This window comes from Aquabacterium lacunae, from assembly GCF_004310865.1.
GTDB lineage: Bacteria > Pseudomonadota > Gammaproteobacteria > Burkholderiales > Burkholderiaceae_C > Aquabacterium > Aquabacterium lacunae.
In genome coordinates this window covers 381976-407148 of record NZ_SIXI01000003.1, presented here as the reverse complement: position 1 = coordinate 407148, position 25173 = coordinate 381976, and the positions used below count along the sequence as shown (strand labels likewise).

Annotated in this window: 20 protein-coding genes; 13 read left to right on the top strand and 7 right to left on the bottom strand. The window is 65.4% G+C overall.

Annotated features, from left to right (window positions below):
* Positions 1 to 25: 25 nt before the first annotated feature.
* Positions 26 to 1426, top strand: coding sequence for an L-serine ammonia-lyase (locus tag EYS42_RS09235; RefSeq protein ID WP_130967861.1), 1401 nt, complete (start codon positions 26 to 28; stop codon positions 1424 to 1426).
* A 5-nt stretch (positions 1427 to 1431) separates the two neighbouring features.
* Here EYS42_RS09235 and EYS42_RS09230 read toward each other — a convergent pair whose 3' ends face one another.
* Positions 1432 to 2685 carry a hypothetical protein gene (locus tag EYS42_RS09230; RefSeq protein WP_130967860.1) on the bottom strand — a complete coding sequence of 418 codons (1254 nt, stop codon included), beginning with the start codon at positions 2683 to 2685 and terminating at the stop codon, positions 1432 to 1434.
* 213 nt (positions 2686 to 2898) lie between these two features.
* Here EYS42_RS09230 and EYS42_RS09225 point away from each other — a divergent pair, with 213 nt between their 5' ends.
* Positions 2899 to 3885, top strand: coding sequence for an MBL fold metallo-hydrolase (locus tag EYS42_RS09225; protein WP_425358880.1), 987 nt, complete (start codon positions 2899 to 2901; stop codon positions 3883 to 3885).
* A gap of 6 nt (positions 3886 to 3891) precedes the next feature.
* On the opposite strand, the gene EYS42_RS09220 is transcribed toward EYS42_RS09225, so the two are convergent.
* Positions 3892 to 4638, bottom strand: coding sequence for a TetR/AcrR family transcriptional regulator (locus tag EYS42_RS09220; RefSeq protein ID WP_130967859.1), 747 nt, complete (start codon positions 4636 to 4638; stop codon positions 3892 to 3894).
* A 160-nt stretch (positions 4639 to 4798) separates the two neighbouring features.
* Between EYS42_RS09220 and EYS42_RS09215 the strand changes: the two genes are divergently transcribed.
* The 3 genes from EYS42_RS09215 to EYS42_RS09205 all read left to right on the top strand — a co-directional run bounded on the left by EYS42_RS09215 (position 4799) and on the right by EYS42_RS09205 (position 7034).
* Positions 4799 to 5638: an SDR family NAD(P)-dependent oxidoreductase gene (locus tag EYS42_RS09215; protein WP_130967858.1), complete on the top strand. Its 840-nt coding sequence runs from the start codon at positions 4799 to 4801 to the stop codon at positions 5636 to 5638.
* A 37-nt stretch (positions 5639 to 5675) separates the two neighbouring features.
* Positions 5676 to 6662 carry an alpha/beta hydrolase gene (locus tag EYS42_RS09210; RefSeq protein ID WP_130967857.1) on the top strand — a complete coding sequence of 329 codons (987 nt, stop codon included), beginning with the start codon at positions 5676 to 5678 and terminating at the stop codon, positions 6660 to 6662.
* A gap of 186 nt (positions 6663 to 6848) precedes the next feature.
* Positions 6849 to 7034, top strand: a complete 186-nt coding sequence (locus EYS42_RS09205) for a hypothetical protein (RefSeq protein ID WP_130967856.1) — start codon at positions 6849 to 6851, stop codon at positions 7032 to 7034.
* A 191-nt stretch (positions 7035 to 7225) separates the two neighbouring features.
* Here the strand turns inward: EYS42_RS09205 and EYS42_RS09200 are convergent, their stop codons facing one another.
* The 4 genes from EYS42_RS09200 to EYS42_RS09185 form a co-directional block, all read right to left on the bottom strand.
* Positions 7226 to 7909: a TetR/AcrR family transcriptional regulator gene (locus EYS42_RS09200; RefSeq protein WP_130967855.1), complete on the bottom strand. Its 684-nt coding sequence runs from the start codon at positions 7907 to 7909 to the stop codon at positions 7226 to 7228.
* A gap of 54 nt (positions 7910 to 7963) precedes the next feature.
* Complete coding sequence (locus tag EYS42_RS09195) at positions 7964 to 9784, bottom strand: acyl-CoA dehydrogenase C-terminal domain-containing protein (RefSeq protein WP_130967854.1); 1821 nt, start codon at positions 9782 to 9784, stop codon at positions 7964 to 7966.
* A 227-nt stretch (positions 9785 to 10011) separates the two neighbouring features.
* The gene (locus tag EYS42_RS09190) at positions 10012 to 10401 is read right to left on the bottom strand and encodes a hypothetical protein (protein ID WP_130967853.1); all 390 of its coding nucleotides are present in this window, start codon (positions 10399 to 10401) and stop codon (positions 10012 to 10014) included.
* A gap of 145 nt (positions 10402 to 10546) precedes the next feature.
* Positions 10547 to 11263 carry a PhaM family polyhydroxyalkanoate granule multifunctional regulatory protein gene (locus EYS42_RS09185; protein WP_130967852.1) on the bottom strand — a complete coding sequence of 239 codons (717 nt, stop codon included), beginning with the start codon at positions 11261 to 11263 and terminating at the stop codon, positions 10547 to 10549.
* Between the two features lie 78 nt (positions 11264 to 11341).
* Between EYS42_RS09185 and EYS42_RS09180 the strand changes: the two genes are divergently transcribed.
* The 3 genes from EYS42_RS09180 to EYS42_RS09170 all read left to right on the top strand — a co-directional run bounded on the left by EYS42_RS09180 (position 11342) and on the right by EYS42_RS09170 (position 16790).
* Positions 11342 to 12985 (top strand): alkaline phosphatase D family protein, encoded by a 1644-nt coding sequence (locus EYS42_RS09180; protein WP_130967851.1) that lies wholly within the window; start codon positions 11342 to 11344, stop codon positions 12983 to 12985.
* Positions 12986 to 13069: 84 nt separating this feature from the next.
* A complete protein-coding gene (locus EYS42_RS09175) occupies positions 13070 to 13675 on the top strand; it encodes a TetR/AcrR family transcriptional regulator (protein WP_130967850.1) in 606 nt (201 codons plus the stop codon).
* Positions 13676 to 13931: 256 nt separating this feature from the next.
* A complete protein-coding gene (locus tag EYS42_RS09170) occupies positions 13932 to 16790 on the top strand; it encodes a YncE family protein (protein WP_207301139.1) in 2859 nt (952 codons plus the stop codon).
* A gap of 102 nt (positions 16791 to 16892) precedes the next feature.
* Here the strand turns inward: EYS42_RS09170 and EYS42_RS09165 are convergent, their stop codons facing one another.
* Positions 16893 to 17453, bottom strand: a complete 561-nt coding sequence (locus tag EYS42_RS09165; protein ID WP_130967849.1) for an HNH endonuclease — start codon at positions 17451 to 17453, stop codon at positions 16893 to 16895.
* Between the two features lie 367 nt (positions 17454 to 17820).
* Between EYS42_RS09165 and EYS42_RS09155 the strand changes: the two genes are divergently transcribed.
* The 5 genes from EYS42_RS09155 to EYS42_RS09135 all read left to right on the top strand — a co-directional run bounded on the left by EYS42_RS09155 (position 17821) and on the right by EYS42_RS09135 (position 25127).
* On the top strand, positions 17821 to 18549 hold the full coding sequence (locus EYS42_RS09155) for a TetR/AcrR family transcriptional regulator (RefSeq protein ID WP_245503576.1): 729 nt from the start codon (positions 17821 to 17823) through the stop codon (positions 18547 to 18549).
* A gap of 75 nt (positions 18550 to 18624) precedes the next feature.
* Positions 18625 to 20415, top strand: coding sequence for an acyl-CoA dehydrogenase C-terminal domain-containing protein (locus EYS42_RS09150; RefSeq protein WP_130967846.1), 1791 nt, complete (start codon positions 18625 to 18627; stop codon positions 20413 to 20415).
* An 86-nt stretch (positions 20416 to 20501) separates the two neighbouring features.
* Complete coding sequence (locus EYS42_RS09145) at positions 20502 to 22901, top strand: 3-hydroxyacyl-CoA dehydrogenase/enoyl-CoA hydratase family protein (protein ID WP_130967845.1); 2400 nt, start codon at positions 20502 to 20504, stop codon at positions 22899 to 22901.
* Between the two features lie 18 nt (positions 22902 to 22919).
* Positions 22920 to 24143, top strand: coding sequence for an acetyl-CoA C-acyltransferase (locus EYS42_RS09140; RefSeq protein ID WP_130967844.1), 1224 nt, complete (start codon positions 22920 to 22922; stop codon positions 24141 to 24143).
* Between the two features lie 126 nt (positions 24144 to 24269).
* Positions 24270 to 25127 carry an alpha/beta hydrolase family protein gene (locus EYS42_RS09135; protein WP_207301138.1) on the top strand — a complete coding sequence of 286 codons (858 nt, stop codon included), beginning with the start codon at positions 24270 to 24272 and terminating at the stop codon, positions 25125 to 25127.
* Positions 25128 to 25173 lie beyond the last annotated feature (46 nt).

Here is a 25173-nt window from a genome sequence, read left to right as displayed (position 1 = left end):
CCACACAGGCTCCTTGCGTACGGTCATGGCTGTCAGCGTTTTCGACCTGTTCAAGATCGGCATTGGTCCTTCCAGTTCACACACCGTGGGGCCCATGCGGGCCGCACGGCTGTTCACCGAACGCTTGCGGGCCCTGGGTGTGCTGAACGCCTGCGCCCGTGTGCAGGTGGGTCTGTATGGTTCGCTGGGTGCCACCGGCAAAGGCCATGGCAGCGACAAGGCCGTGTGGCTGGGGCTGGCAGGCCACGAGCCCGAGACGGTCGATGTCGACCAGATCCCGGCTTTGCTGGCGCACCTGCGGGCCACGGCCTCGGTGCCCCTGGGCGGCCAGCATGCCGTGGCCTTCGACGAGGCCCGTGACCTGGTCTTCCACCGCCGGCAGAGCCTGCCCTTTCACCCCAACGGTCTGCGCTTCGAGGCCTTCGACGCCCAAGGGCGCAGCCTGGAGGCGCAGGCCTATTACTCGGTGGGCGGGGGCTTCGTGGTCAGCGAGCAGGTGGCTTCTGATGGGCAGCGCCACAAGGTGGTGGCCCCCGACACCACGGTGCTGCCGCATCCCTTTCCCAGTGCGGCAGCCCTGTTGCAACATACCGAGCACCTGCATTGCAGCATCGCCGAGGTGATGCGCCGCAACGAACGCCACTGGCGTGCCGATGCCGACATCGACGCGGGCCTGCTGCGCATCTGGCGCACCATGCAGGCCTGTGTGCAGCGCGGCCTGCAGGCCGATGGCGTGTTGCCTGGCGGCTTCAAGGTCAGGCGGCGCGCGAAGGCCTGGCACGAACGCCTGCTGGCCGCAGGCCCGCAAGCCCATGACCCTTTGCAGGTGATCGACTGGATCAACCTCTGGGCCCTGGCGGTGAACGAAGAAAACGCCGCCGGGGGCCGGGTGGTGACCGCGCCCACCAACGGCGCCGCCGGCATCGTGCCCGCGGTGCTGCACCACCACATCGTGCACACCCTGGCGCATCGGCCCGAACAGCATGACCGCGCCGTGTGCGACTTCCTGCTCACCGCCGGTGCCATCGGCATCCTCTACAAGGAAAACGCCAGCATCAGTGGGGCCGAGGTGGGTTGCCAGGGCGAAGTGGGCGTGGCCTGTTCCATGGCCGCAGGGGCCCTGTGTGCCGTGATGGGCGGCACGCCGGCCCAGGTCGAGAACGCCGCCGAGATCGGCATGGAGCACCATCTGGGCCTGACCTGCGACCCGGTGGGCGGGCTCGTGCAGATCCCGTGCATCGAGCGCAATGCCATCGCAGCCGTGAAGGCCGTGAACGCCGCGCGCATGGCCCTGCACGGTGACGGGCGCCACCATGTCAGCCTCGACAAGGTGATCCAGACCATGCGCGAAACCGGGGCCGACATGCACCACAAGTACAAGGAAACCGCCCGCGGTGGGCTGGCCGTGAACATCGTGGCGTGCTGAGCCCCTCAGGCTTGCCGCACCTCGTCGCTCAGGGTGGGGCTGCCACTGCCGACACGGCCGCCATCGCGGCCCGACAGGCGCGACCGCAAGCGCAGCGTGCGCAGGCGCGAAGGCCACCAGTCGGGCGCGGTGCGCAACAGGTGCACCAGCAACAGGCTGGCACAGAGACAGGCCACCAGCCAGGAGCCTTCGGGCACTGCGGGTGTGGCCGGGTAGGCCAGCTGATGGGCCAGCTTGTACAGGCCCATCACCCCGGGCACCGCGATCACGAAGGTCAGCACGTGGCGCAGGTCATGCCCGTGACGGGCTCGGTGCCCGCGGTAGCCCAGGCGGTTCTGGCTGAGGCAGAACATCAGCAGCACGATCAGCAGTGGGGCATGACCAATGGCGTCGATGGTGCCGGCCACCGGGATGGCGGCTGCCATCAGCAACAAAAACACCGCGGCCGCGGCCTGGGCCGACACCCGCCCGAACAGCAGCAGGAAGGCCAGGGTGAATTCGACAAAGCCGCCTGCCATCACGACCAGATCGGGCGGCAGCCCGAAGCGCAAGGCCTGCAGATCTCCTTGCAGCAGGTCGTAGGTCCAGGCCGGGTACAGCCATTTTTCCACGCTCACCCACACCAGGCTGAAGCTGGCAGCCACGCGCAGGGCGGTGTAGGCCATGTGCCGATGGCGGCCCGGCACCAGCGCATCGATCAGCAGGAAGATGGCCACACCCACGAAGTACAGGTAGTCAAGCATGTGGAACCAGCCGGCCTGCGTCATGCCCACCGCGTACAGCGCCAGGATGCCCAGAGCCGCCAGCGGCGAGGTGCGCCGCCACAGCACGCTGACCATGATCAGGCTCTGGCAGGCCGGGATCCAGGGGGTGGCCAGAATCAGCTCCGGCGTGAGCATGGCGTGGCGAGGCCCCAGCCCCGACATCAGCGAGGCGAAGTAAACGGCCACGCCCAGCCGCAGCAGGGTGGCCATGTGGCGCTGCCCGGCCGGCTTGCGGGGCGCCATCCACACGTGCATGCGGCGGAACAGTGGCAGCAGCAGGCGCTCGGCGTAGAACACCCAGCCCAGCACGACCGTGGTCAGCAGCCACAGCGCCAGAAACAGGGGCTTGAGCAGCACGGGCCAGGGGTCGAGCGGGGCCGACATGCAGTCCACGATCTTCGAGAACCACTTCACGTGGGCCTGCGCCTCGTCCGGGGCCAGGCCCAGGGCCAGCAGCAACCCCAGGGGCAGATGGATCCAGTGCGTCAGCTTCATGCGGTCTCTCGTTTCGTGCAGTGTTTGTCGTTGTCTTGTCGTCCCCCTGTCGATTTGGCGTGTGACCTTATGGGCATTCCTGCGCAGGCTGCAGAGGGTTTTCGCGTGCACCTGTCGCGGGATGACATGCGCATGCGAAAGTCATGGGTCTGTGCAGGGGGAAAACGCCTTGCGCACAATCGAGAACCCTCATTCACAGGATGGAGCCCGCTGATGATTTCGACCTTTCGCCCCGCTGTGCTGGCTGGCCTGATGGCCCTGGCCTCGCTGTCTGCCCTGACCGCGCCCGTGGCCCATGCCGCCGCCCCGCAGCAGAAGGTGCAGGTGCCCGGCTACTACCGCATGGCCCTGGGCACCCTGGAAGTGACCGCGCTGTACGACGGCTACGTGGACCTGGCGCCCAAGCTGCTCAAGGGCGCCAGCAGCCGTGAAGTGCAGAAGCTGCTGGCCCGCATGTTCCTGGAGTCAAGCAAGGGCGTGCAGACCGCCGTGAACGCTTACCTGGTCAACACCGGGGAGCAACTCATCCTCGTGGACACGGGGGCGGCCGGCTGCTTCGGCCCGACCCTGGGCAATGTGGTGGCCAACCTCAAGGCTGCGGGGCACCAGCCTGAACAGGTCGATGCCGTGCTGCTGACCCACCTGCATGCCGACCACGTGTGCGGCCTGAGCACCGCCGATGGCAAGCCCGTGTTCTCCAATGCCACCGTGCATGTCAGCCAGGCCGAGGCCGACTTCTGGCTCAGCAAAGAGGTGATGGCCAGCAAGCCCGAGGGCATGAAGCCCTTCTTCGAGATGGCCCAGAAGGCCGTGGCCCCTTACCAGGCCGCCGGCAAGCTCAAGACCTTCAAGGCCGGTGACGAAGTGGCCAAAGGCATCCAGGCTGTGGCCACGCCCGGGCACACGCCTGGCCACACCAGCTACCTGCTGGGCAGTGGCGACAAGCGCCTGATGATGTGGGGTGACATCGTGCACAGCCACGCCACCCAGTTCGTCAAACCTGAAGTGGCCATCGAGTTCGACGTGGACAGCACGCAGGCCATCCGCACCCGCAAGGCCATGTTCAAGGAAGCCGCCAAGCAGGGCTACTGGGTGTCGGGTGCGCACCTGCCGTTCCCGGGCATCGGCCATGTGGGCAAAGATGGCAAGGCCTTCCGCTGGGTGCCCATCGAATACGGCCCGCTGCGCAGCGACCGCTGAGCCGCGTCAGGCCTTGGGCGCCTTGCCCGAGGCCTTGGCGCGCTCTTCCCGGGCTGCCTTGAGCTGCACGTCGGCGTAGGTGATGGCGGCCTGGTAGAACGCGAACATGTTGCGGAGCACGTCGTCGAGCGGCAGGCTGCATTTGTCTTCCACCCAGAGCGTGGCGATGCGGATGTTCGAGCCCACCAGCCCGTTGGCGATGTAGACCGGGTTCAGGCGCGTTTCCTCTTCCAGCGTGGGATAGAGCATGCCGATGAAGCTGGCGATCAGCCGGGCGAAATCCTTGTTCGATTCCTGACTGATGCGGTGCATGCCGGCGCCCACCGTGAGCGCTTCGATGAGGGCCACGCGCGCGCGGTGCGTGTCTTCGCGGATGTATTCCAGGAAGGTGCGCAGCGACGCCTCGGCCAGCAGGTCGGGCTTGAGCGGCGTCACGGCCAGCGAGGCCATCGTGCGCCGCATGAGCTCGGTGCTCACCGACACGTACACCGCTTCGAACAGCGCCTCCATGCTGTCGAACGACTCATAGAAGTAGCGCGAGGTCAGTTCGGCCCGCTTGCACACCAGGCGCACGGTGGCGCCATGGAAGCCCACCTCTCCGAAAACAGCCAGTCCAGCTTCGACCAGACGCAGGCGGCGCTGACGCTGTCGCTCGTCCTTGTCGATCCCGCCATAACGCCGTCCTCCGCCCGTGGCAGATTCCCCTGATTCAGGTGCATTACTGGGGTTAACCCTGTTTTTGGAAAGATCCATTGTCAAATACAGTTTTGAAACTGGATGTTGTCACAATTCAAGTGGCACGCCCCGCTATGGTAGTCGCAGCCCGGCCATTTGCGCTTGCCCGCATGGCCCCCGTTCCGGGCGTCTGCCTCTTGTCTGCCTCTTCTGATCCACTCCTGACGAGCACCCCCACATGAAGGACTTCAAGAACAAAGTGGCCGCCATCACTGGCGCTGCTTCCGGCATGGGCCGCACCCTGGCACTGGAACTGGCTCGCCGTGGCTGCCACCTGGCGCTCAGCGACGTCAACGAGAAGGGTCTGGCCGAGACCGCCCAGATGGCCTCCAAGCTGGGTGTGAAAGTGACCACAGCCAAGGTCAACGTGGCCAGCCGCGAAGCCATGAACGCCTGGGCCGACGAGGTCGTGCGCGACCACGGCAAGGTCAACCTGGTGTTCAACAACGCCGGTGTGGCCCTGGGCGCTTTCATCGAGACCGTCAAGCCCGAAGATTTCGAGTGGATCATGGGCATCAACTTCTGGGGCGTGGTCTGGGGCACCCAGGCCTTCCTGCCGCACCTCAAGAAGGCCGGCGAAGGCCACATCGTCAACACCTCCAGCCTGTTCGGCCTGCTGTCGGTGCCCACCCAGGGCACCTACAACGCCTCGAAATTCGCCGTGCGCGGCTTCACCGAAGCGCTGCGTCAGGAGCTGGACATGGCCAAATGCGGCGTGAGCGCCACCTGCGTGCACCCGGGTGGCATCCGCACCAACATCGCCCGTGCCGCCAAGATGGACGAGTCCATCGAGAAGGCCACCGGCAACGCCGAAGCCGCCCGCGCCAAGTTCGACAAGCTGCTGAATTTCACGTCGGCCGAAAGCGCGGCCCTGCAGATCCTGGCCGCCGTGGAAGGCAACAAGCGCCGCGTGCTGGTGGGCCTCGACGCCAAGTTCCTCGACAAGCTGGTGCGCTTCCTGGGCTCGTGGTACCAGCCCATCGTCACGGCGTTTGCCAAGCGCGACATGCTGGGCTGATGCCCGTTCGCACCGGTCTTGTCTTCAGGAGTTGCCCATGTCTGCCCTTCACAGCCCCAGCCAACCGGCCGCCTCGGCCCAGGCCCCGGTCATTCGCCATTACCAGCCCCCCACGGGGGCCATGGAATCGCTCATGGCCGCGGCCCTGCGCGTGGCCCTGAAGGTCACCCTCAAACCCTTCCTGGGCCCGCCCTGGCCCTTTGCCGTGCAGCGCGCAGCCCTGGCCAATGGCTCGGCCCTGATGCCGCAAGACAAGCGCGCCGTGGTCGAGGCGGGGCACATCGGCCCCTTCGCCGTCGAGCGTGTGCGCCCCAAGGCGGGCCCCAAGCCCAAGCACGCCATCCTGTACATCCACGGCGGCGCCTTCGTGGCGGGCAGCCCCAAGACCCACCGCACCATCACCCGTCGCCTGGCGGTGCTGACCGGCGCCGAGGTGCTGGCCCCTGACTATCGTCTGGCGCCCGAGCATGTGTTCCCAGCCCAGATCGACGACTGCGTGGCCTCGTACCGTCAGCTGCTGGCCGATGGCTACTCCGCCGACCGCATCTCGATCGCGGGTGACTCGGCCGGGGGGCATCTGGCCCTGGTCACCTGGAAGGCCATCGAGATGGCCGGCCTGCCTGCACCCTCGTCGCTGGTGATGATCTCGCCAGCCTTCAGCCTGCACGAGCTGCCCAACTCCACGGCCCAAGCCCGCATCCCGCGCGACCCCATGATCCGACTGGCCTGGGCCGAAGACGTCGAAAAGGCCCTGAAGGCCGACCCGAAAAACCCGCTGGCCAACCCCATGGGGTTCGATCTGAGCACGATGCCCCCGGCGCTGGTGCAGGTGGGTGACGACGAAGTGCTGTACGACAACTCGGTGTGGCTGGCCGAGGCCGCCGCCCGCCTGGGGCGCCATTGCGAATGCGAGGTGTACCTGCAGCGCTGGCACGTGTTCCATGCCCATGCGGGTTTGCTGAAATCGTCTGATCAGGCCCTGGAGCGGATGGCGCAATTCATGAAACAGCGCTGGACTGTCTGATTCCCAGGGTTTTCAAATGCGCCTGTCTGATATGGTTGAGGGTGGTGTTAGATTAGATGTTTTGATTCGTCAGATTTGTGGAATTCACGCAGGAAATTCCTCTGGGTTGAATGATGCCGGCGCATTACAGTAGTTTCTGTGGAGGATGACAGTCCGCTACAGAACCCACTGACTGGAGTTACCAAAATGCAAACCCTGAACCAAGACCAAATCAAGCAAGTCGCTGGCGCCGCCCTGGACCCCGAACTGGGCCTGTTCAACCGCACCGGCATCGCCCTGATCGACAACATCCACAAGCAAGAGTGGAAGCTGTACGGCCGTCCGCTGTACAACGTGTTCGCTCCGCTGCTGGGCTTCCCCAAGGCTCCCTGATACTTTCAGGCGCCTCATTGAAAACCCGCCCTTGATGGGCGGGTTTTTCTTTGGCTTGTCGATTTCATTTGCGTGGGCCGACCATTCATGCAAATGGGAGTTTTGAATCTCATTGTGGCCAGCACGTGATTTTCATGCGAGCATGAAAAATCCCGCCGCAGCGGGATTTGCAAGGAGTTGGCCACCCTGAATCAGGGGGTTTTCGCTTCGGCCGTGTTTCGACTCGACAACCATTGGTGCAGGCCGATCCAGGCATAGGCGGTGTGATCAACCAATCCGTCCACGGGGGTGTCGAACTTGCGCTGGTACCACACCGAGCCGGTGTGGATGACCTGCCCCACAAACCCGCCCAGAATCAGCTCCACATCGGGGTTGAAATCAAGCTGCGGGTACCGGGTCTTGAACCGATGGCGAATGACCTCGACGTAGCGGCTGATCCAGGCGTTCACGTTCAGGGGGTTGGCCAGGCCGGTGGTGACGGCATCGATCAGCAGGATCTGCGCACGGCGCGGATCTTCCTGGATGTAGGTGTAAAACGCCTTCAATCCTGACTTCACCATCGCGATGGGGTCGTCAGAGGACACGCCAGCGGCTGCGATCGCGATCTGCTTGACCACCTCCGCCGACAAGCGCTGGTGCACCACCTTGTACACCTCGTCGCAGTCGGTGAACTGCTCGTAAAAATAGCGGTCGGTCAGGCGCGCCTGCGAGCAGATCATGCGCATGGTGGTCTCGGTGTACCCCATGCGCCCGAACACGTCCAGGCCGGCTTCGATCAGTCGTTCACGGCGCTGCGCCTGGCGTTCAGCGGCAGAAACGCCGCCGTAACGCCGAGCGGAGCCGCCTGTTTCAGAAGGGGGGGTGGGGCGGCTCATGCTGTGTGTGCAGTCAGACAGGTCGAGGGGCGGGCGCCCCCCGATTCTGCCGGATCAGTTCATGACGAAGTGATCCTTGTTGATCTGCATGATCGACTGGCTGGTGGCCATCATGCCCTTGTAGTGGCCATCGGCACGGGGCAGCAGGCGGTCGAAGTAGAACTCGGCCGTCTGGATCTTGGAGGTGTAGAACTCCTTGGTTTCCTTGCCACCCGAAGCCAGCTTCTGCGAAGCGACCTTGGCCTGCTTGAACCAGAAGTGGCCCATCATCACGAAGCCGGCGTACATCATGAAGTCGTAGCACGAGGTCGAGACCACGTCGCGGTCCTTGTTGGCACGCAGCATGATGCGCAGGGTCGACCACTTCCACTGCAGGGCGCGCTTGAACAGGGCGCGGGCCATGGTGCCCATCGGGCCGCCGTCCAGCAGGTGGCCCTTGACCTCGTCGATCATTTCGCTGGTGAACTCGAACACGCACTTGCCGCGGGTCTGCAGCAGGGTCTTGCGGCCCAGCAGGTCGAGCGCCTGGATGCCGGTGGTGCCTTCGTACAGGGTCGAGATGCGGGCGTCACGGGCGATCTGCTCCATGCCGTGTTCCTTGATGTAGCCGTGGCCACCGAACACCTGCATGCCCAGGTTGGCAGCTTCCAGGCCCATTTCGGTCAGGAAACCCTTGAGGATCGGGGTGTAGAAGCCCAGGCGGTTGTCATAGTCTTCGTACTTGGCCTGGTTGTTCTCCAGGATGCCGTTGACCATGTTGTCGGCCAGCTTGGCAGCGTGGTAGATCATGGAGCGGCCGCCTTCGGCCACGGCCTTCTGGGTCAGCAGCATGCGGCGCACGTCGCCGTGGTGGATCAGGGCGTCGGCGGTGAACTCTGCGTCCTTCTTGCCCGACAGGGCGCGCATGGAGCGGCGCTCGTAGGCGTAGGGCAGGGCGCCCTGGTACGACAGTTCGGCGTGGGCAATGCCTTGCACGGCGGTGCCGATGCGGGCGGTGTTCATGAAGGTGAACATCGCTTCCAGGCCCTTGTTGGGCTCGCCGATCAGGTAGCCCACGGCGTCGTCGAAGTTCATCACGCAGGTGGCCGAGGCGCGGATGCCCATCTTGTGCTCGATCGAGCCGGCCTTCACGGTGTTGCGGGTGCCCACGCTGGTGTCGGCGTTCACCAGGAACTTTGGCACGATGAACAGCGAGATGCCGCGGGTGCCCTTGGGGGCGTCCGGCAGGCGGGCCAGCACGATGTGGATGATGTTTTCCGACATGTCGTGCTCGCCGGCCGAGATGAAGATCTTGGTGCCGTTGAGCTTGTAGGTGCCGTCACCTGCGGGGTCGGCCTTCGTCTTGATCTGGCCCAGGTCGGTGCCGCACTGGGGTTCGGTCAGGCACATGGTGCCGGTCCACTCGCCCGAGACCAGCTTGGGCAGGTAGGTGTTCTTCTGCTTCTCGTCGCCGTACTGCATGATGGTGTTCATGCAACCCAGCGACAGGCCGGGGTACATGGTGAACGACCAGTTGGCCGTGCCCATCATTTCCGACTTCATCATGTTCAGCGACATGGGCAGACCCTGGCCGCCGTACTCGGTGGGGTGCGACAGGCCTTGCCAGCCGCCTGCCACGTACTCGGCGTAGGCTTCCTTGAAGCCCTTGGGGGTGGTGACCACGCCGTCGTTGAAGGTGCAGCCTTCCAGGTCGCCCGAGTGGTTGATGGGCGAGAGGATCTCTTCGCAGAAGGTGGCGCAACCTTCCAGGATGGCGTCGACCATGTCGGGCGTGGCTTCGCCACCGTTGGACAGCTGCTTGTAGTGCCCTTCGTAGTCGAACACTTCGTTCATCAGGAACTTGACGTCACGCAGGGGAGCTTTGTATTGCGGCATGGGACACCTCGGAAGCAATGGGCAGCCCTCGCGGGCCGTCGATGGGAATGTGGTCTGGTCGGCCGTCAGCGGGCCGGTTCATTTCGAACGATCGTTCGATTCAAACGGTCGTTCGAATTGGCCGCATTTATACCGCACTCCACCGGGGGCGTGACAAGAGGGTTGCGGAGAATTTTTGGGAAAACCGGACTTGTTCATGCCCTGATCCCCCGAGGTAGAGGGAGAAGTCAGAGGATGGTGATGCCTTCGATCTTGCGCAGCAGGGCGATGTCGATGGTGTCAATCACTTGCTCGGCGCCTGGATGCTCGAACCGGTAGTGGCGACCGCTGGTGGCCGAGCGGATGCTCAGTGCATGCGGGCCGTCATAGCGCGCCCGGGTGGAGCGAAGTGGCGCTGATGGCTCGGCTGGGCGTGCGGGCGTCATGGCTGCGTTTTTGGGCGCAGCACTGTCTGACCCTGCGGGCTTGGAAAGTTGGGCGATCGCCGTGCTCCAGGGCGACCGTTTCGGCTCACTGGCGATCAGTGCTGCAGAGCCAGCCCGGGTAGGCGTCTGGAACACCAGGGCGTTGTTTGAAAACGGGATGGGCGTGGTGCGGTAAGGGGAGCGGGCGTTCATGGTGTGGGTCGTTGCGCTGCGATGGTTTCGCAGTGTGCAAACCTCTCCCATGGCTCGCCATCCCCTTCGGGTGTGCACACGCACGGGGGCACACCGTGGGGGGCACACCCCCGGGGGCACTCCCTCGGGGGGATGCCTCTGATCCTCAGTTGCCCTTGCCTGACGTGCTTCGCTTGCGTGCGGGCGACGGCTTCGTGGTTGCCCCGGGGGCGGCGGCCTTGCGGTCATTGCGCGCTGGCGCTGCCTTCCGCGAGGCTCGCCCGGCGCTGCTCGCTGCCTCTGATCCGGGCATGGGCGGCGTGGCTGCGGCCACTGCATCCTGCCCAGCCTGCACCGCCTGCTGTGCCAGGTGGGTGAACTGGGTGGTCAGTGTGTTCCACCAATGCAGCGGGTTGGTTGCGGTTCCTGGCTCGCCAGCGATCGAGGTGTCGGCCGCCTCTGTTGCCTCAGGGGGCTGGGTGCAGGCCTCCTGCGGGCCTGGCGCGGCAGTGGGGCGTTCCCATGCGGGGGTGCTGGCTTTGAGGGTGTCGCGCACGGCGTCAAGTGGCATGTTCATGCTGCGCAGTGTGTTGAGCGTCATGCGCTGGACTTCCAGCGTCTGAATGGTCATGCCGATCATGCGGGCGTTCTGTTCGAGCCAGAACTGAACCGTTTTGAGGTCCTGGATGCGTTTGTCCAACTCTTCCGGATCGAGGGTGGGCAAGGTCCATGCGCTACCGCCTGTGCGAGATGCACCGGTGAGGTGGGGCAGGGCGCTGGAGGCAGCCTTCATCCAGTCCTGAAAGAAGTTCAGGCCCGCATAGGCGCCCTCGGCGCCCATGGCGCTGCGGGAGGGGTCTGGGCTTTCCGGGCGGCTTGGCATGGGGCACTCTCCTGTGGCAGACGGTTCGAACCATTGTGCCCTTGCGTGTCACTCAGCGCCCTGATAATCAGAGCCTTGATGCACAGAAGAGACTTCCTCAGGCAAGCCAACTGGCTGGCAGCCAGCATGGCTTGGCAGCAGGTGTTCGCACGCGAGCCGGCGCGGGCCGTCCAGGCGACGCGGGCTGCGTGGTTGGCTTGGCAGGCCCCACCCGAGGTGTTTGCTCTGGGCGTGGCCAGCGGTGACCCTGGTCCTGGCTCGGTGGTGCTCTGGACTCGCCTGGCCCCCAAGCCCCTGCAGCCAGAAGGGGGCATGCCAGACCATCCAGTGGCTGTGACCTGGTTTGTCTCTCGGGACGAGCGTGGTCTTGACGTGGTGCAGTCGGGTGAAGTGGTCACCGACACCGCCCGAGCGCACAGCGTGCATGTCGAGGTCAAAGGACTGGCCGGGGCTGCCACCTATCACTATGGCTTCGTGGCCGGCGGTGTGCGCAGCCCTGTGGGGCGCACGCGCACCGCGCCCATGCCACAGCAGGAGGTGCCACGCCTGCGCCTGGCCCTGGCGTCTTGTCAGCACTACGAACAAGGGGCCTACACCGCCCACCGCGACATCGCTCGCCAGGACCTCGATGTGGTCGTGTTCGTGGGCGACTACATCTATGAAGGCCCTGCACATCACCGCAGGCGTCGCCGTGCGCACCCCATCGACGTCGAGGCCCTGGAGTTCTCGCTGCCGGCCTACCGTATGCACCATGCGAGCTACAAGCTCGACCCGGACCTGCGGGCCAGTCATGCCGCACACCCCTGGCTCATGGTCTGGGATGACCACGAGGTGTTCAACGACTATGACGGGCAGTCGGCCGAAGACTGGACACCGGAGCAGTTCCTGCAGGTGCGAGCCCGCGCCTATCAGGCGTACTTCGAGCACACACCCTTGTCGCCCACGCGCGCGCCAGTGGCCGGTCATTCGCCCTTCCATGCCTTGCGCCCATGGGGGCGGCTGGCCACTTTCTGGCTGCTCGACACCCGACAGTTCCGTGCGCCACAGCCCTGCCACGATGTGGTGCATGCGCCCTACCGTGGGCGCCTGTTGTGGCGCTGTGACGCGGCCCAAACTGCAGCGCGAAGCCTGCTGGGCTCGGCACAAGAGCACTGGCTGGCCGATACCCTGGCCACCAGTCAGTCGGCCTGGCGCCTGATTGTTCAGACCACACAACTGTCGCCAGGCGGTTTCGGCACGCCCTGGGGCCCTTTGGCTTATGCCGACGGTTGGGATGCATTTCCCCAGGCGCGGGAACGCCTGATGCGCGCCATTGCCGAGCCCCGCGTGCCCGATGTGGTGGTTTTGGGAGGAGACGTGCACCGGCATGTGGCGGCCAACCTGAGGTTGCGCCCGGGCGACGTGGCTTCCCCGATTGTGGCCAGCGAGTTCGTGACCTCGTCGATCTCCTCGCAAGGCCTCAGCGAACTGCTCACGGCCTGGATGAAACGCAGCAATCCCGACATGCTGCATGCTCGCAGCGATGAGCGTGGCTATGCGCTCATCGATGTGGACCCGCAGCGCGTGCTTTGCGAGTTTCGCGCCACACCTCACCCGGTGCGTGCCGATTCGATCTTTCACGCCCAGGCCCGTTACGAAGTGCGTCGGGGTGTGCCCGGGCCGCAGCGTGTGCTGGCGGCTCACGCGGTGAATGTGCCAGCCAGCGAGCCTCCCGCCACCTGAACAGGGGCCGTTTTCTGGCCCGATGTCCCGGTTCTGTCCATGCCTCAGGCGGCGTTCGGCGGCGTGCTGCATACAATGGTTACCATGGCAAAAGTGTCTTTCAAGCAGCAGGTGCTGCTGGCCCGCGAGCAGGCCATCATCGAGTCGGCCGCGCGTTTCCTGGCTGAAAAGGGCTTCGAGTCCATGACGGTCGACGAGGTGGCGGCCGACGTCGGCATCGCCAAGGCCAGCCTGTACAAGCACTTTGCCTCCAAAGAAGCCTTGGCTGCTGCTGCCATGACCCGGTTTCTGCAGCGCGTGCAGGCTGAGCTGGCGACAATCAAGTCGCTGGTCGGTGCCACGCCGCTGCAGCGCCTGGAAGCGATCACCCGCTGGACCATGACCGCCCAGCTGGCAGGCGAAGTGCCCTCTTTGCCGTCCGAAAACTCGGCCTTGCGAACGGCCCTGGTGGGCGACATGGTCTACATGGGTCTGCTGATCGAGGTCAGTGAAACCCTGGGCGCCTGGATCACCCAGGCGCAGGCCGACGGCGTGCTCAGCCGCGCCGTGCCGCCCGAGGTGATTCTCTACACCCTGTTTGCCCGAGCCTGCGACCCGGTGCTGGGCGTGCTCAAGGCCGGTGGGCACCCCACCGAGCAGATTCTGGAATGGGTGATGGCCACCTGCTTCGGCGGTCTGCTGGCTCGCTGACGTCTTCGGGAGCGCCGCCCCAAGGCAGCTTGCACACCACTCGTGTGTTCAGGCCAGGTTCAGCTTCAGGCGGTGCGACCCGCGGGAAAACCTGCACCCGCACACCCCTCCGCTTGTCATTTGACCCCCCGTGAATGGAGGTCAGGCGTCCGGGGATGACAAGCCTCTCGGGGTGGCTCCCCAAGACCTTCTGCGGACCGTTCCCTACAGTGAACTCACAAAAGTTCACCCCGTTGGGACATCCCAGGAGACCCCCATGTTCAACACTGACACACGAGGCATGCGCCGCGCGCTGGCCCCCCTGGCCTTCACGGCCATGGTTCAGGCACTGGCCGTGACCGCCCCGCTGATGCTGGCCGCAGGCGCCGCCCAGGCCGCCGCCCCCGAATTCATCGCGTTCGACAGCGGCCATGTGCGCCCCCTGGCCAAGTCGCCCGATGGCACCAAGCTGTTCGCGGTCAACACCCCGAACAACACCCTGGACATCTTCCAGATCAACAACGGCAGCCTGCAGCTGATCACGCGCGTGCCCGTCGGGCTGGAGCCGGTGGCCGTGGCCGCCCGCAGCAACACCGAGGTCTGGGTGGTCAACCACCTGTCCGACAGTGTCAGCGTCGTCAGCCTCAATGGCACGCCCCGCGTGGTGCGCACCCTGCTGGTGGGTGACGAGCCGCGCGACGTGGTCTTCGCAGGCTCGCCTGCCAAGGCCTTCATCACCACGGCCCACCGAGGCCAGCACCGCACCGACCCGTCGCTGGCTGGCGTGCCGGGCGCCGGCGATGCGCAACTGACCACGCCCAGCGTGGGCCGCTCGGACGTCTGGGTGTTCAACCCTGACAACCTGGGGACCGCGCTGGGTGGCCTGCCGCAGCGCATCATGACCTTCTTCGCGGACACCCCGCGTGCGCTGGCCGTCAGCCCCGACAACAACACCCTGTATGTGGGCACCTTCAAGTCGGGCAACCAGACAGCGCCGGTCGACACCGAGGTGGTTTGCGACGGGTTCAACACCACCCGGTCCTGCATCATCCGGAGCGTGACCTACCCGGGCGGCGTGCCGGGCCCCAAGACCAACTTCGAAGGCAAGCCTGCGCCTGAGGTGGGCCTGATCGTCAAGTTCAACAAGACCTCGGGCAAGTGGGAAGACGTGCTGGGCCGCGACTGGACCAAGGCCGTCAAGTTCCGCCTGCCCGACAAGGACGTGTTCGCGGTCGATGCCAACACCCTGACCGAGAAGACCTTCTTCCCTGGTGTGGGCACCACCCTGTTCAACATGGTGGCCAACCCCCGCACCGGCACGCTGTATGTGTCGAACACCGAAGCGAACAACATGACCCGCTTCGAGGGCCCTGGCAAGTACGCCGGCTCGACCCTGCAGGGCAAGATCGCGCTGTCGCAGATCACCGTGATTGGCGGTGGCCAGGTCAAGACCCGCCACCTGAACAAGCACATCGACTACAGCAAGCTGATCCACGACAGCGGCTTCGACGCCACGGCCAAGAACCACAGCCTGGCCACCCCGCTGGAAATGGCCATCACCTCTGACGGCAAGACCCTGTATGTGGCGGCCTACGGCTCCAGCAAGATCGGCGTGTTCGACACGGCCGAACTGGAGGCCAACACCTTCAACCCGCGCACGGCCAGCTCGCGCTACATCAACGTCAGCGGTGGCGGCCCCTCGGGCGTGGTGCTCGACGAAGCCCGTGGCCAGATGTACGTCATGACCCGCTTCGACAACGCGGTCAAGGTGATCGACCTGGCGTCGCGCGCCGAGGTGGCCAAGGCCCCGATGAACAACCCCGAGCCCGCGAACATCGTGGCCGGTCGTCCGTTCCTGTACGACGCCAACCGCACCTCGGCCAACGGCGAAGCCGCCTGTGCCTCGTGCCACATCTTCGGTGACGAAGATGCGCTGTCGTGGGAGCTGGGCAACCCCGACGACCCGGTCACCTCGGCCGCCATCCCGGGCAAGTTCATCGACTCCACCCAGTTCCCGATCGCCAAGCTGCTGTTCAACGTGAAGAGCAAGATCAACGGCGACGACAACCCCAACACCTTCCACCCGATGAAGGGCCCCATGGTCACCCAGACCCTGCGTGGCATGCGCAACTCGGGCGCCATGCACTGGCGCGGTGACCGGGCCACGGGCCTGTATGGCAACGACGTGTTCGACAGCAATGTGTCCTTCCTGAACTTTGCGCCGGCGTTCGAGGGCCTGCTGGGCATGGACAAGCCGATGAGCAAGGAAGAGATGCAGGTGTTCGCCAACTTCCAGCTGAACGTTTTCCTGCCGCCCAACCCGGTGCGCAGCCTGGACAACAGCCTGAATGCGGCCCAGCAACGCGGCAAGAACTTCTACACCGGCACCCGCGCCTCCGACGGCATCAAGCTGGTCAACACCGCCACCTTCCAGACCTCGCAGAACTGCAATGGCTGCCACACGCTGGACCCTGCCCAGGGCTACTTCGGCACCAGCGGGCTGCGCACCTTCGAGGGCGTGCCCCAGACCGTGAAGGTCGCGCACCTGCGCAACCTGTACACCCGTGTGGGCATGTTCGGCGCGCCTTCCATGCCGTTCTTCAGTCAGCCGGGCACGGCAGAAATGGGTGACCAGATCCGCGGCTTCGGCTTCACCCACGACGGTGCGGTCGACACCCTGTTCCGCTTCTTCTCGGCCATCGTGTTCCGCAACCAGCTGGGCGCCGGCTTCCCGTCGGGCACCGAGGGCGACAACACCCGCAAGGACGTGGTCGAGTTCATGTACGCCTTCGACTCCGACCTGGCCCCGGTGGTCGGTCAGCAGATCACGCTGAACAGCGGCAACGCCTCGGCCGTGTCGGGCCGCATCGACCTGCTGGTGGCCCGCGCCAAGGCCCCGTTCGTCTCCAAGGAGCTGGGTGGCAACACGACCGAATGTGACCTGGTCGCGTCGGTGGTGGAGGGTGGTGTGCGTCGCGGCTACTTCCTGGACACGGCCTCGGGCAACTTCGTGTCGGCCGACGGCGCTACGCGCACCCTGGCTGCCCTGAAGGCCCTGGCCGGCACCGCCGGTCAGGAAGTGACCTTCACCGCCACGCCCCCGGGGTCTGGCAAGCGCATTGCCTACAAGAGCTGATGCCCTGAGGCCCGGCTCATGTGAAAGCCGCCCTTCGGGGCGGCTTTTTTCATGGGGGATCTGTAGGCGCGTGCCTGGGCGGCTCTGGCGGAGGCTGCCTGCTCAGCTGTGCCGCAGGCGGCTGTGCGCCGGCACGCTGGCCAGCAGGAACTCCATCTGGTCGGCCAGGATGCGGCGCCCGCGCAGAATCATGTCTTCGTGCACGCTGGGCGTGTAGGGCAGGTAGTGCAGCTGCCAGCCCAGCTCGTCGAGCGTGCGGTTGCCCTTGCGGCCATTGCAGCTGCGGCAGGCCGTGATGCAGTTCTTCCAGGTGTCGTGCCCGCCGCGCGAGGTGGGCACGATGTGCTCGCGGGTCAGGTCTTCGAGGTGGAAGCGGTCGCCGCAGTAGGCACACACCTGCCGGTCGCGCAGGAACAGCTTGGGGTTGGACAGCGCCGGCTCGCTGCGCCAGGCCCGGCTGGGCATGGCCCCGCGCGCGGCCACGATGGGGTGCAGTGCCAGCAGCGACTGCAGGCCCGAGGCGCGCTGGATGCCCCCGCGCAACACGACAAAAGGCTCGCCCAGCGTCCAGGCGATGCCATCGTTGGCATACAGGGCCGCCGCTTCCTTGACCGAGAGCCAGGCTTGGGGGCGGCCCGACACGTCAAGCTGCAGCACGTCCATCACAACTCCTTGTCGAAAGAAGCGATCGCACACGTTCACTGCGGCCCGCGGGTGCGGGTCGAGGGGCTGGCCCGCACCGTGCAGGCCACCGTCCTGCTTCACAAGATACCCAGCTTGTGTGACTTTCTCAACCATGCGGCCTCCAGTCGTGTGCCGCAGCGCAACACAGAAAGGGGCCAGCGGGGCACATTGCTCAGGGTTTGCACCGGGCTGTGTTCAGGGCGTGTGGCTTGCAGAGTGCGAGATGTGAAGGAGTTCACCCGCAGATGCGCGGAATTCGTGCAAAAAAAGTGGTTTGGGGTTCACACAGACGCCACAGTTTTCTGCAAAATAGCACGACCGTTCGTTTTATTTCCTGCGCAACGCCGTGAGCCAGTCCGCCCACCACGATCCCAAGCACGCCAGCGAAGGCGGGCGTGAGCGTGCCCGCGCCGGTGCCGCCCAGAAGGGCCAGCAGACCCGCGCCACCATCCTCGACGCCGCGCTGAGCCTGGCCTCGCAAATGGGCATCGAGGGCCTGTCGCTGGGCGCCCTGGCCGAGGTCACCGGCATGAGCAAGTCGGGCGTGTTCGCCCACTTCGGTTCGCGCGAAGAACTGCAGATCTCCGTGATCCGCGAGTACCACGAACGCTTCGAAGAAGAAGTCTTCCGTCCGGCGATCAGCCAGCCCCGCGGCCTGCCGCGTCTGCGCGCCCTGTTCGACCGGTGGGTGGCCAAAGTGGCCACCGAAATCGATTCCGGATGCATCTACATCAGCGGTGCCGTCGAATTCGACGACCGCCCTGGCCCCGTGCGTGACGCGCTGGCCGGCATGGTGCTGCTGTGGCATGGCGCGCTTGACCGCGCCATCCGCCAGTCGGTCGACATGGGCCAGCTGCGCCCTGACACCGACTCGATGCAGATGCTCTTTGAAATCCATGGTTTGATCCTCTCGCTGCACCATGACGCACGCTTCCTGCGTTCGTCGGGCGCGGTGGATCGTGCCCGTGTGGGCTTTGACCGCGTCCTGCAGTACCACGCTGTGGGGCCGCTTGAAGCGCTGCCTGGATCGGCTGGGGTCACCCTGGCCACCTCAGGGGTCTTGCAACCCTCTTGAACCCTTTCGCAGATTCCTGAATTTCCCCGCGTGAGCCTATGGTGGACACGCGAACTTTCCAACGAGGAGCTTTCGATGCCCGCTTACAACCCGCCCCTGCGCGACATGCAATTCGTGATCCACGAAGTGCTGGGCGCTGTTGACGAACTCAAGCAGATCCCCGCCTACGCCGATCTGGACGCCGACACCGTGAACGCCGTGCTGGAAGAAGGCGGCAAGTTCGCTTCGCAAGTGCTGGCCCCGCTGAACCTGGTCGGTGACGTGCAAGGCTGCGTCCTGAACAAGGAAACCCACGAGGTCAAGACTGCCGACGGCTTCAAGGAAGCCTACAAGCAGTACATCGAAAACGGCTGGTCGGCCCTGTCGGCCGATCCGGAGTGGGGCGGCCAGGGCCTGCCCCAGCTGGTCAACCAGGCCATCTATGAAATGAACAACTCGGCCAACCAGGCCTGGACCATGTACCCCGGCCTGAGCCACGGTGCACACGCCGCCCTGGAAGCCCACGGTTCCGACGAGCAAAAGAAGCTGTTCCTGCCCAAGCTGACCTCGGGCGAGTGGACCGGCACCATGTGCCTGACCGAGCCGCACTGCGGCACCGACCTGGGCCTGCTGCGCACCAAGGCCGAGCCGCAGGGCGACGGCACCTACAAGATCACCGGCCAGAAGATCTTCATCTCGGCGGGTGAGCACGACATGTCCGAGAACATCGTCCACCTGGTGCTGGCCCGTCTGCCCGACGCCCCCGCTGGCTCCAAGGGCATCTCGCTGTTCCTGGTGCCCAAGTTCAACGTGAACCCCGACGGTTCGCTGGGTTCGCGCAATGGCATCTACTGCGGCGGCCTCGAGCACAAGATGGGCATCCACGGCAACGCCACCTGCCAGATGGTGCTGGACGAAGCCGTGGGCACCCTGGTGGGCCAACCCCACCGCGGCCTGCCTGCCATGTTCGTGATGATGAACGGCGCCCGCCTGGGCGTGGGCAACCAGTCGCTGGGCCTGACCCAAGTGGCCTACGAAAACGCCGTGACCTACGCCAAGGACCGCGTGCAGATGCGTGCCCTGTCGGGCCCGAAGCGCCCTGACCTGGCCGCCGACCCCATCATCGTGCACCCCGACGTGCGCCGCATGCTGCTGACCGCCCGTGCTTACGCCGAAGGCGCCCGCGCCCTGGTGTACTACACCGCCGTCGAGCTGGACAAGTCGCACAACCACCCCGACGAAGCCGTCCGCAAGGAATCGGACGACATCGTGGCCCTGCTGACCCCGATCGTGAAGGCCTTCATCACTGAAAACGCCCTGACCGCCACGGTGGAATGCCAGCAGGTCTACGGTGGCCACGGCTTCATCCACGAGTGGGGCATGGAGCAGTTCGTGCGCGACTCGCGCATCAACATGATCTACGAAGGCACCAACACCGTTCAGGCCCTCGACCTGCTGGGTCGCAAGGTGCTGGGCGACGGCGGCGCCAAGCTGACCAAGTTCGGCAAGATCATCGGCCGCTTCGTCAAGGAAAACGCCGACAACGAAGCCATGCAGGAGTTCACCAAGCCCCTGGCCGAACTGGGCCAGAAGGTGCAGGCCTTCACCATGGAAATCGGCATGAAGGGCATGCAGAACCCCGACGAAGTCGGCGCTGCTGCTTTCGACTACATGCGCGTCGTGGGCCACATGGTCTACGCCTACTTCTTCGCCCGCATGGCCAAGGTCGCGCTGGAGAAGCAAGGCTCTGGCGACAAGTTCTACGCCGCCAAGCTGGCCACCACCCGCTTCTACTTCGCCAAGCTGCTGCCTCAGGTGGAAACCATGATGATCACAGCCAAGGCTGGCCTGAAGCCCCTGATGGAAATGGAAGAAGCCCTGTTCTGATCAACAGGCTTTGACCGCCGGGGGGGGCCCTCACACCCCCTGGCTCCATCTCCATTCCATTCGAGAGAGTTCCGCTAGGAGAGAACATGAGTCGATTCAATGTCCGCAAGGTGGCCGTGCTCGGCGCCGGCGTGATGGGTGCACAGATCGCTGCCCATCTGGTCAACTGCAAGGTGCCGGTCGTGCTGTTTGACCTGCCTGCCAAGGAAGGTCCCAAGAACAGCATCGTCACCAAGGCCGTGGAAGGTTTGAAGAAGCTCAAGCCCTCGCCCCTGGGCGTGACCGATGACGCAGCCCTGATCCAGCAAGCCAACTACGAAGAGCACCTGGAAGAGCTGCGCGGCTGCGACCTGATCATCGAAGCCATTGCGGAACGCCTCGACTGGAAGGAAGATCTGTACAAGAAGATCGCTCCCTTCGTGAACGACAAGGCCATCCTGGCCACCAACACCTCGGGCCTGTCCATCACGGCCATGGCCAACGTGCTGCCCGAGCAGCTGCGCTCGCGCTTCCTGGGCATCCACTTCTTCAACCCCCCGCGCTACATGTACCTGGTCGAGCTGATCCCGACCCAGTACACCGACGCCACCGTGGTCGACCAGCTCGAAGCCTTCGTGACCACCGCCGTGGGCAAGGGCGTGGTGCGCTGCGAAGACAGCCCCAACTTCATCGCCAACCGCGTGGGCGTGGCGGGCCTGATGTTCACCATGATCGAAGTGAAGAACTTCGGCCTGGGCTATGACGTGGTCGACGACCTGACCGGCAAGAAGATGGGCCGTGCCTCGTCGGGCACCTACCGCACCTGCGACGTGGTCGGCATCGACACGATGGCCCACGTGATCAAGACCCTGCAGACCGGTTGCGCTGCCGACCCGTTCGCCGCCGCGTTCGCCATGCCTGCCGACGTGCAGGCCCTGCTGGACAAGGGCAACTTCGGTCAGAAGACCAAGGCCGGTTTCTACAAGAAAGACGGCAAGGCCATTTTCCAGTTCGACCTCAAGAGTGGCGACTACATCCCTGGCGGCAACAAGGCCGACAAGGAAGTGACCGACATCCTCAAGAAGCCTGCCGCCGAGCGCGTCAAGCTGCTGCGTGAGTCGAGCAACCCCCAAGCCCAGTTCATCTGGGCCATGCTGCGCAACGCCTTCCACTACGCCGCCGTGACGGTCGAAGGCATTGCCGACACCTGCCGCGATGTGGACCTGGCCCTGCGCTGGGGCTACGGCATGAAGCAAGGCCCCTTCGAGCTGTGGCAACAAGCCGGCTGGAAGCAAGTGGCTGAATGGGTGAAGGCCGACATCGACGCCGGCAAGGCCATCTGCAGCGCCCCGCTGCCTGCCTGGGTGTTCGACGGCCGCGAAGGCGTGCACACGGCCGAAGGCTCGTGGAGCCCCGCCAAGAAGACCTACGTGCCGCAACGTGACCTGCCGGTCTACAAGCGCCAGTTCTTCCGCGAAGACGTGTTCGGTTCGGGTGCTGTCGACGCCGCTGTGGCCGGCAAGACCCTGTTCGAAGACGCCGCCATCCGCCTGTGGACGCTGGACGACGAGGTGGTGATCGCCTCGATCAAGTCCAAGATGCACACCATCTCGGCCGAAGTGACCGCTGGCCTGACCAAGGGCCTGGAGCTGGCCGAAGCCGGCTACAAGGGCCTGGTGATCTGGTCGCAAGACGGCCCGTTCTCGGCCGGTGCTGACCTGCAATCGATGATGCCCGCCTTCATGCAAGGCGGTGGCAAGGCCATCGCCCCGTTCGAGAAGGCCCTGCAAGACTTCATGCTGAGCCTGCGCTACAGCAACGTGCCGAGCGTGGCCGCCATGCACGGCCTGGCCCTGGGTGGTGGTTGCGAGCTGGCCGTGCACGCTTCGCGTCGCGTGGCCGCCATGGAAAGCTATGTGGGTCTGGTTGAAGTCGGCGTGGGCCTGATCCCCGGCGGCGGTGGCCTGGCTTACCTGGCCCGCCGTGCTGCCGAGCAGCTGGAGCCCTCGAAGGGTGTGTCCGGCCAGACCGGCGGTGACCTGATCGGCTTCATGAAGGAAGGCTTCCAGGCCGCCGCCATGGCCAAGGTCGCCACCTCGGCCATCGAAGCCAAGAAGTTCGGCTACCTGGTCGACGGCGACGTGATCGTGCCCAACAAGGACGAGCTGCTGCACGTGGCCATCGCCCAGGTCAAGGCCATGTACGAGTCGGGCTACCGCGCCCCGGCCAAGAAGCTGTTCCCCGTGGCCGGCCGCAGCGCCAAGGCCACCCTGCAGTCTTCGCTGATCAACATGCGTGACGGCGGCTTCATCTCGCAGCACGACTACCACATCAGCTCGTGCATCGCCGATGTGCTGACCGGCGGTGACGTCGACTACGGCACCCTGGTGAGCGAGGAATACCTGCACGCCCTGGAACGCAAGCACTTCTGCTCGCTGCTGGACAACCCCAAGACGCAAGAGCGCATCATGGGCATGCTGTCGACCGGCAAGCCTGTCCGCAACTGATCGATCGGAGCACACAACATGTCGAAGCAACTTCGTGACGTTTACATCGTCGCTGCCACCCGCACCCCGATCGGCAAGTCGGGCCGCGGCGTGTTCAAGAACACCCGCCCCGAAACCCTGCTGGTGGCCACCATCCAGAACGCCCTGAAGCAGGCGCAAGGTCTGGACCCCGCCGCCATCGAAGACGCCATCATTGGCTGCGCGATGCCGGAAGGCGAACAGGGCATGAACGTGGCCAAGATCGCCAACCTGCTGGCCGGTCTGCCCAAGACCGTCGCCGGTGTGACGATCAACCGTTTCTGTGCCTCGGGCATCACCGCCGTGTCGATGGCCGCTGACCGCATCCGCGTCGGCGAAGCCGAAGTCATGATCGCCGGTGGCGTCGAGTCGATGTCGATGGTGCCGATGGGCGGCAACAAGCCCTCGTTCCACCCCGACATCGTCAACGTCGACGAGAACGTGGGCATCGCCTACGGCATGGGCATGACCGCCGAGAAGGTGGCCGAGAAGTGGCAAGTGACCCGTGAAGAGCAGGACGCATTCGCCACCGAATCGCACCGTCGCGCCATTGCGGCCCAGCAGGCCGGCTTCTTCGATGCCGAGACCACCCCGATCGAGATCGAAGTTCGCACGCCGAACCTCGAGACCGGCGAAGTCACCATCAGCAAGAAGACCATCACCAAGGACGAAGGCGCCCGCCCCGAGACCTCGGTGGAAGGCCTGGCCAAGCTGCGCCCGGTGTTCGCCGCCAAGGGTTCGGTCACCGCTGGCAACTCGTCGCAAACCTCCGACGGCGCTGGCGTGCTGATCCTGGCTTCCAAGGAAGCTTGCGAGAAGTACGGCCTCAAGCCGCTGGCCCGTTTCGTGGCCTTCGCCGTGAAGGGCGTGCCGCCTGAGATCATGGGCATCGGCCCGATCGAAGCCATCCCCCTGGCCCTGCAATACGCTGGCCTGAAGGCTTCCGACCTGGACTGGATCGAGCTGAACGAAGCTTTCGCCGCCCAGTCGCTGGCCGTGCTGAAGGACCTGGACGCCAAGGGCCACGTGCTCGACCGCGCCAAGGTCAACCCGATGGGTGGTGCCATCGCCCTGGGTCACCCCCTGGGCGCCACCGGTGCCATCCGCGCCGCCACCGTGGTGCACGGCCTGCGCCGCACCGGCGGCAAGTACGGCATGGTGACCATGTGCATCGGCACGGGCCAAGGCGCTGCCGGCATCATCGAGCGCGTCGACAGCCTGTGAGCCTGACGTGGCACATGGCCTGATGCCTGCGCACCCGGCCTGAGCCGCACACGGCCCGCCCCCGCAACGGGGCGGGCCGTTTTCATTTCCGGGCGCCAGCCCACACCCACACCTTCAGGAGACGCCGTGAAGATCGAACACCTGTCGATCGACACACATGACAACCACCGGTTGGCTGCGCGGCATTACCGCCCCGCCGTCGACCCGGTGCGGGCCGTGCTGCTGGTGGGGGCCATGGGCGTGCCCCAGCGCTTTTACGAGGCCTATGCCCGCTGGCTGGCCCAGCAGGGCCTGGCCGTGCTGACCTTCGATTTCCGCGGCGTGGGTGACTCGGCGCCACGCCGCCTGCGGGGCTTTCGCGCTTCGATCACCGACTGGGCCAGCCTGGACCTGCCCGCGGCGGTGCAAGCTTTGCAGCAACGCCACCCGGGCCTGCCCCTGAGCTACATCGGCCACAGCCTGGGTGGGCAACTGTTCGGCTGGCTGGGGCAGGGCACGCGGGTGTTCGATCGCGTGCTGACGGTGGCCAGCGGCAATGGCCACTGGCGCTGGAATGCCCCACCCACCCGATCGCGGGCTCCGCTGCTGTGGTGGCTGCTGGTGCCGGTGCTGACCCCGCTGTTCGGGCATTTCCCCGGGCGGCGCATCGGCGTGGTGGGCGATCTGCCTGCCGGTGCCATGCGCCAGTGGCGACGCTGGTGCCTGCACCCCGACTACCTGGGCATCGAGGGGCCGGCCGTGCGCGCCCGGTATGCCGAGGTGCGCACGCCCATCACGGCCCTGCTGATGCCGGACGACGAACTGGTGAGCCCCGAGGGCATTCGCCGGCTGTACAACCTGTACGACGGTGCCCGCGTGGACATCGTGGAGGCACAGCCGCGCAACTGGGGGCGCAAGCGCCTGGGCCATTTCGGGGTGTTCCGGCCATCTCCTGATGAGTCGCTGTGGCGGAAAACCCTGAGCTGGTTGGGCGAGGGGCCCTGAAGCAGGGGGTGTGCTGCATTCCGCTGAACGGAACATGTGCGGAGTA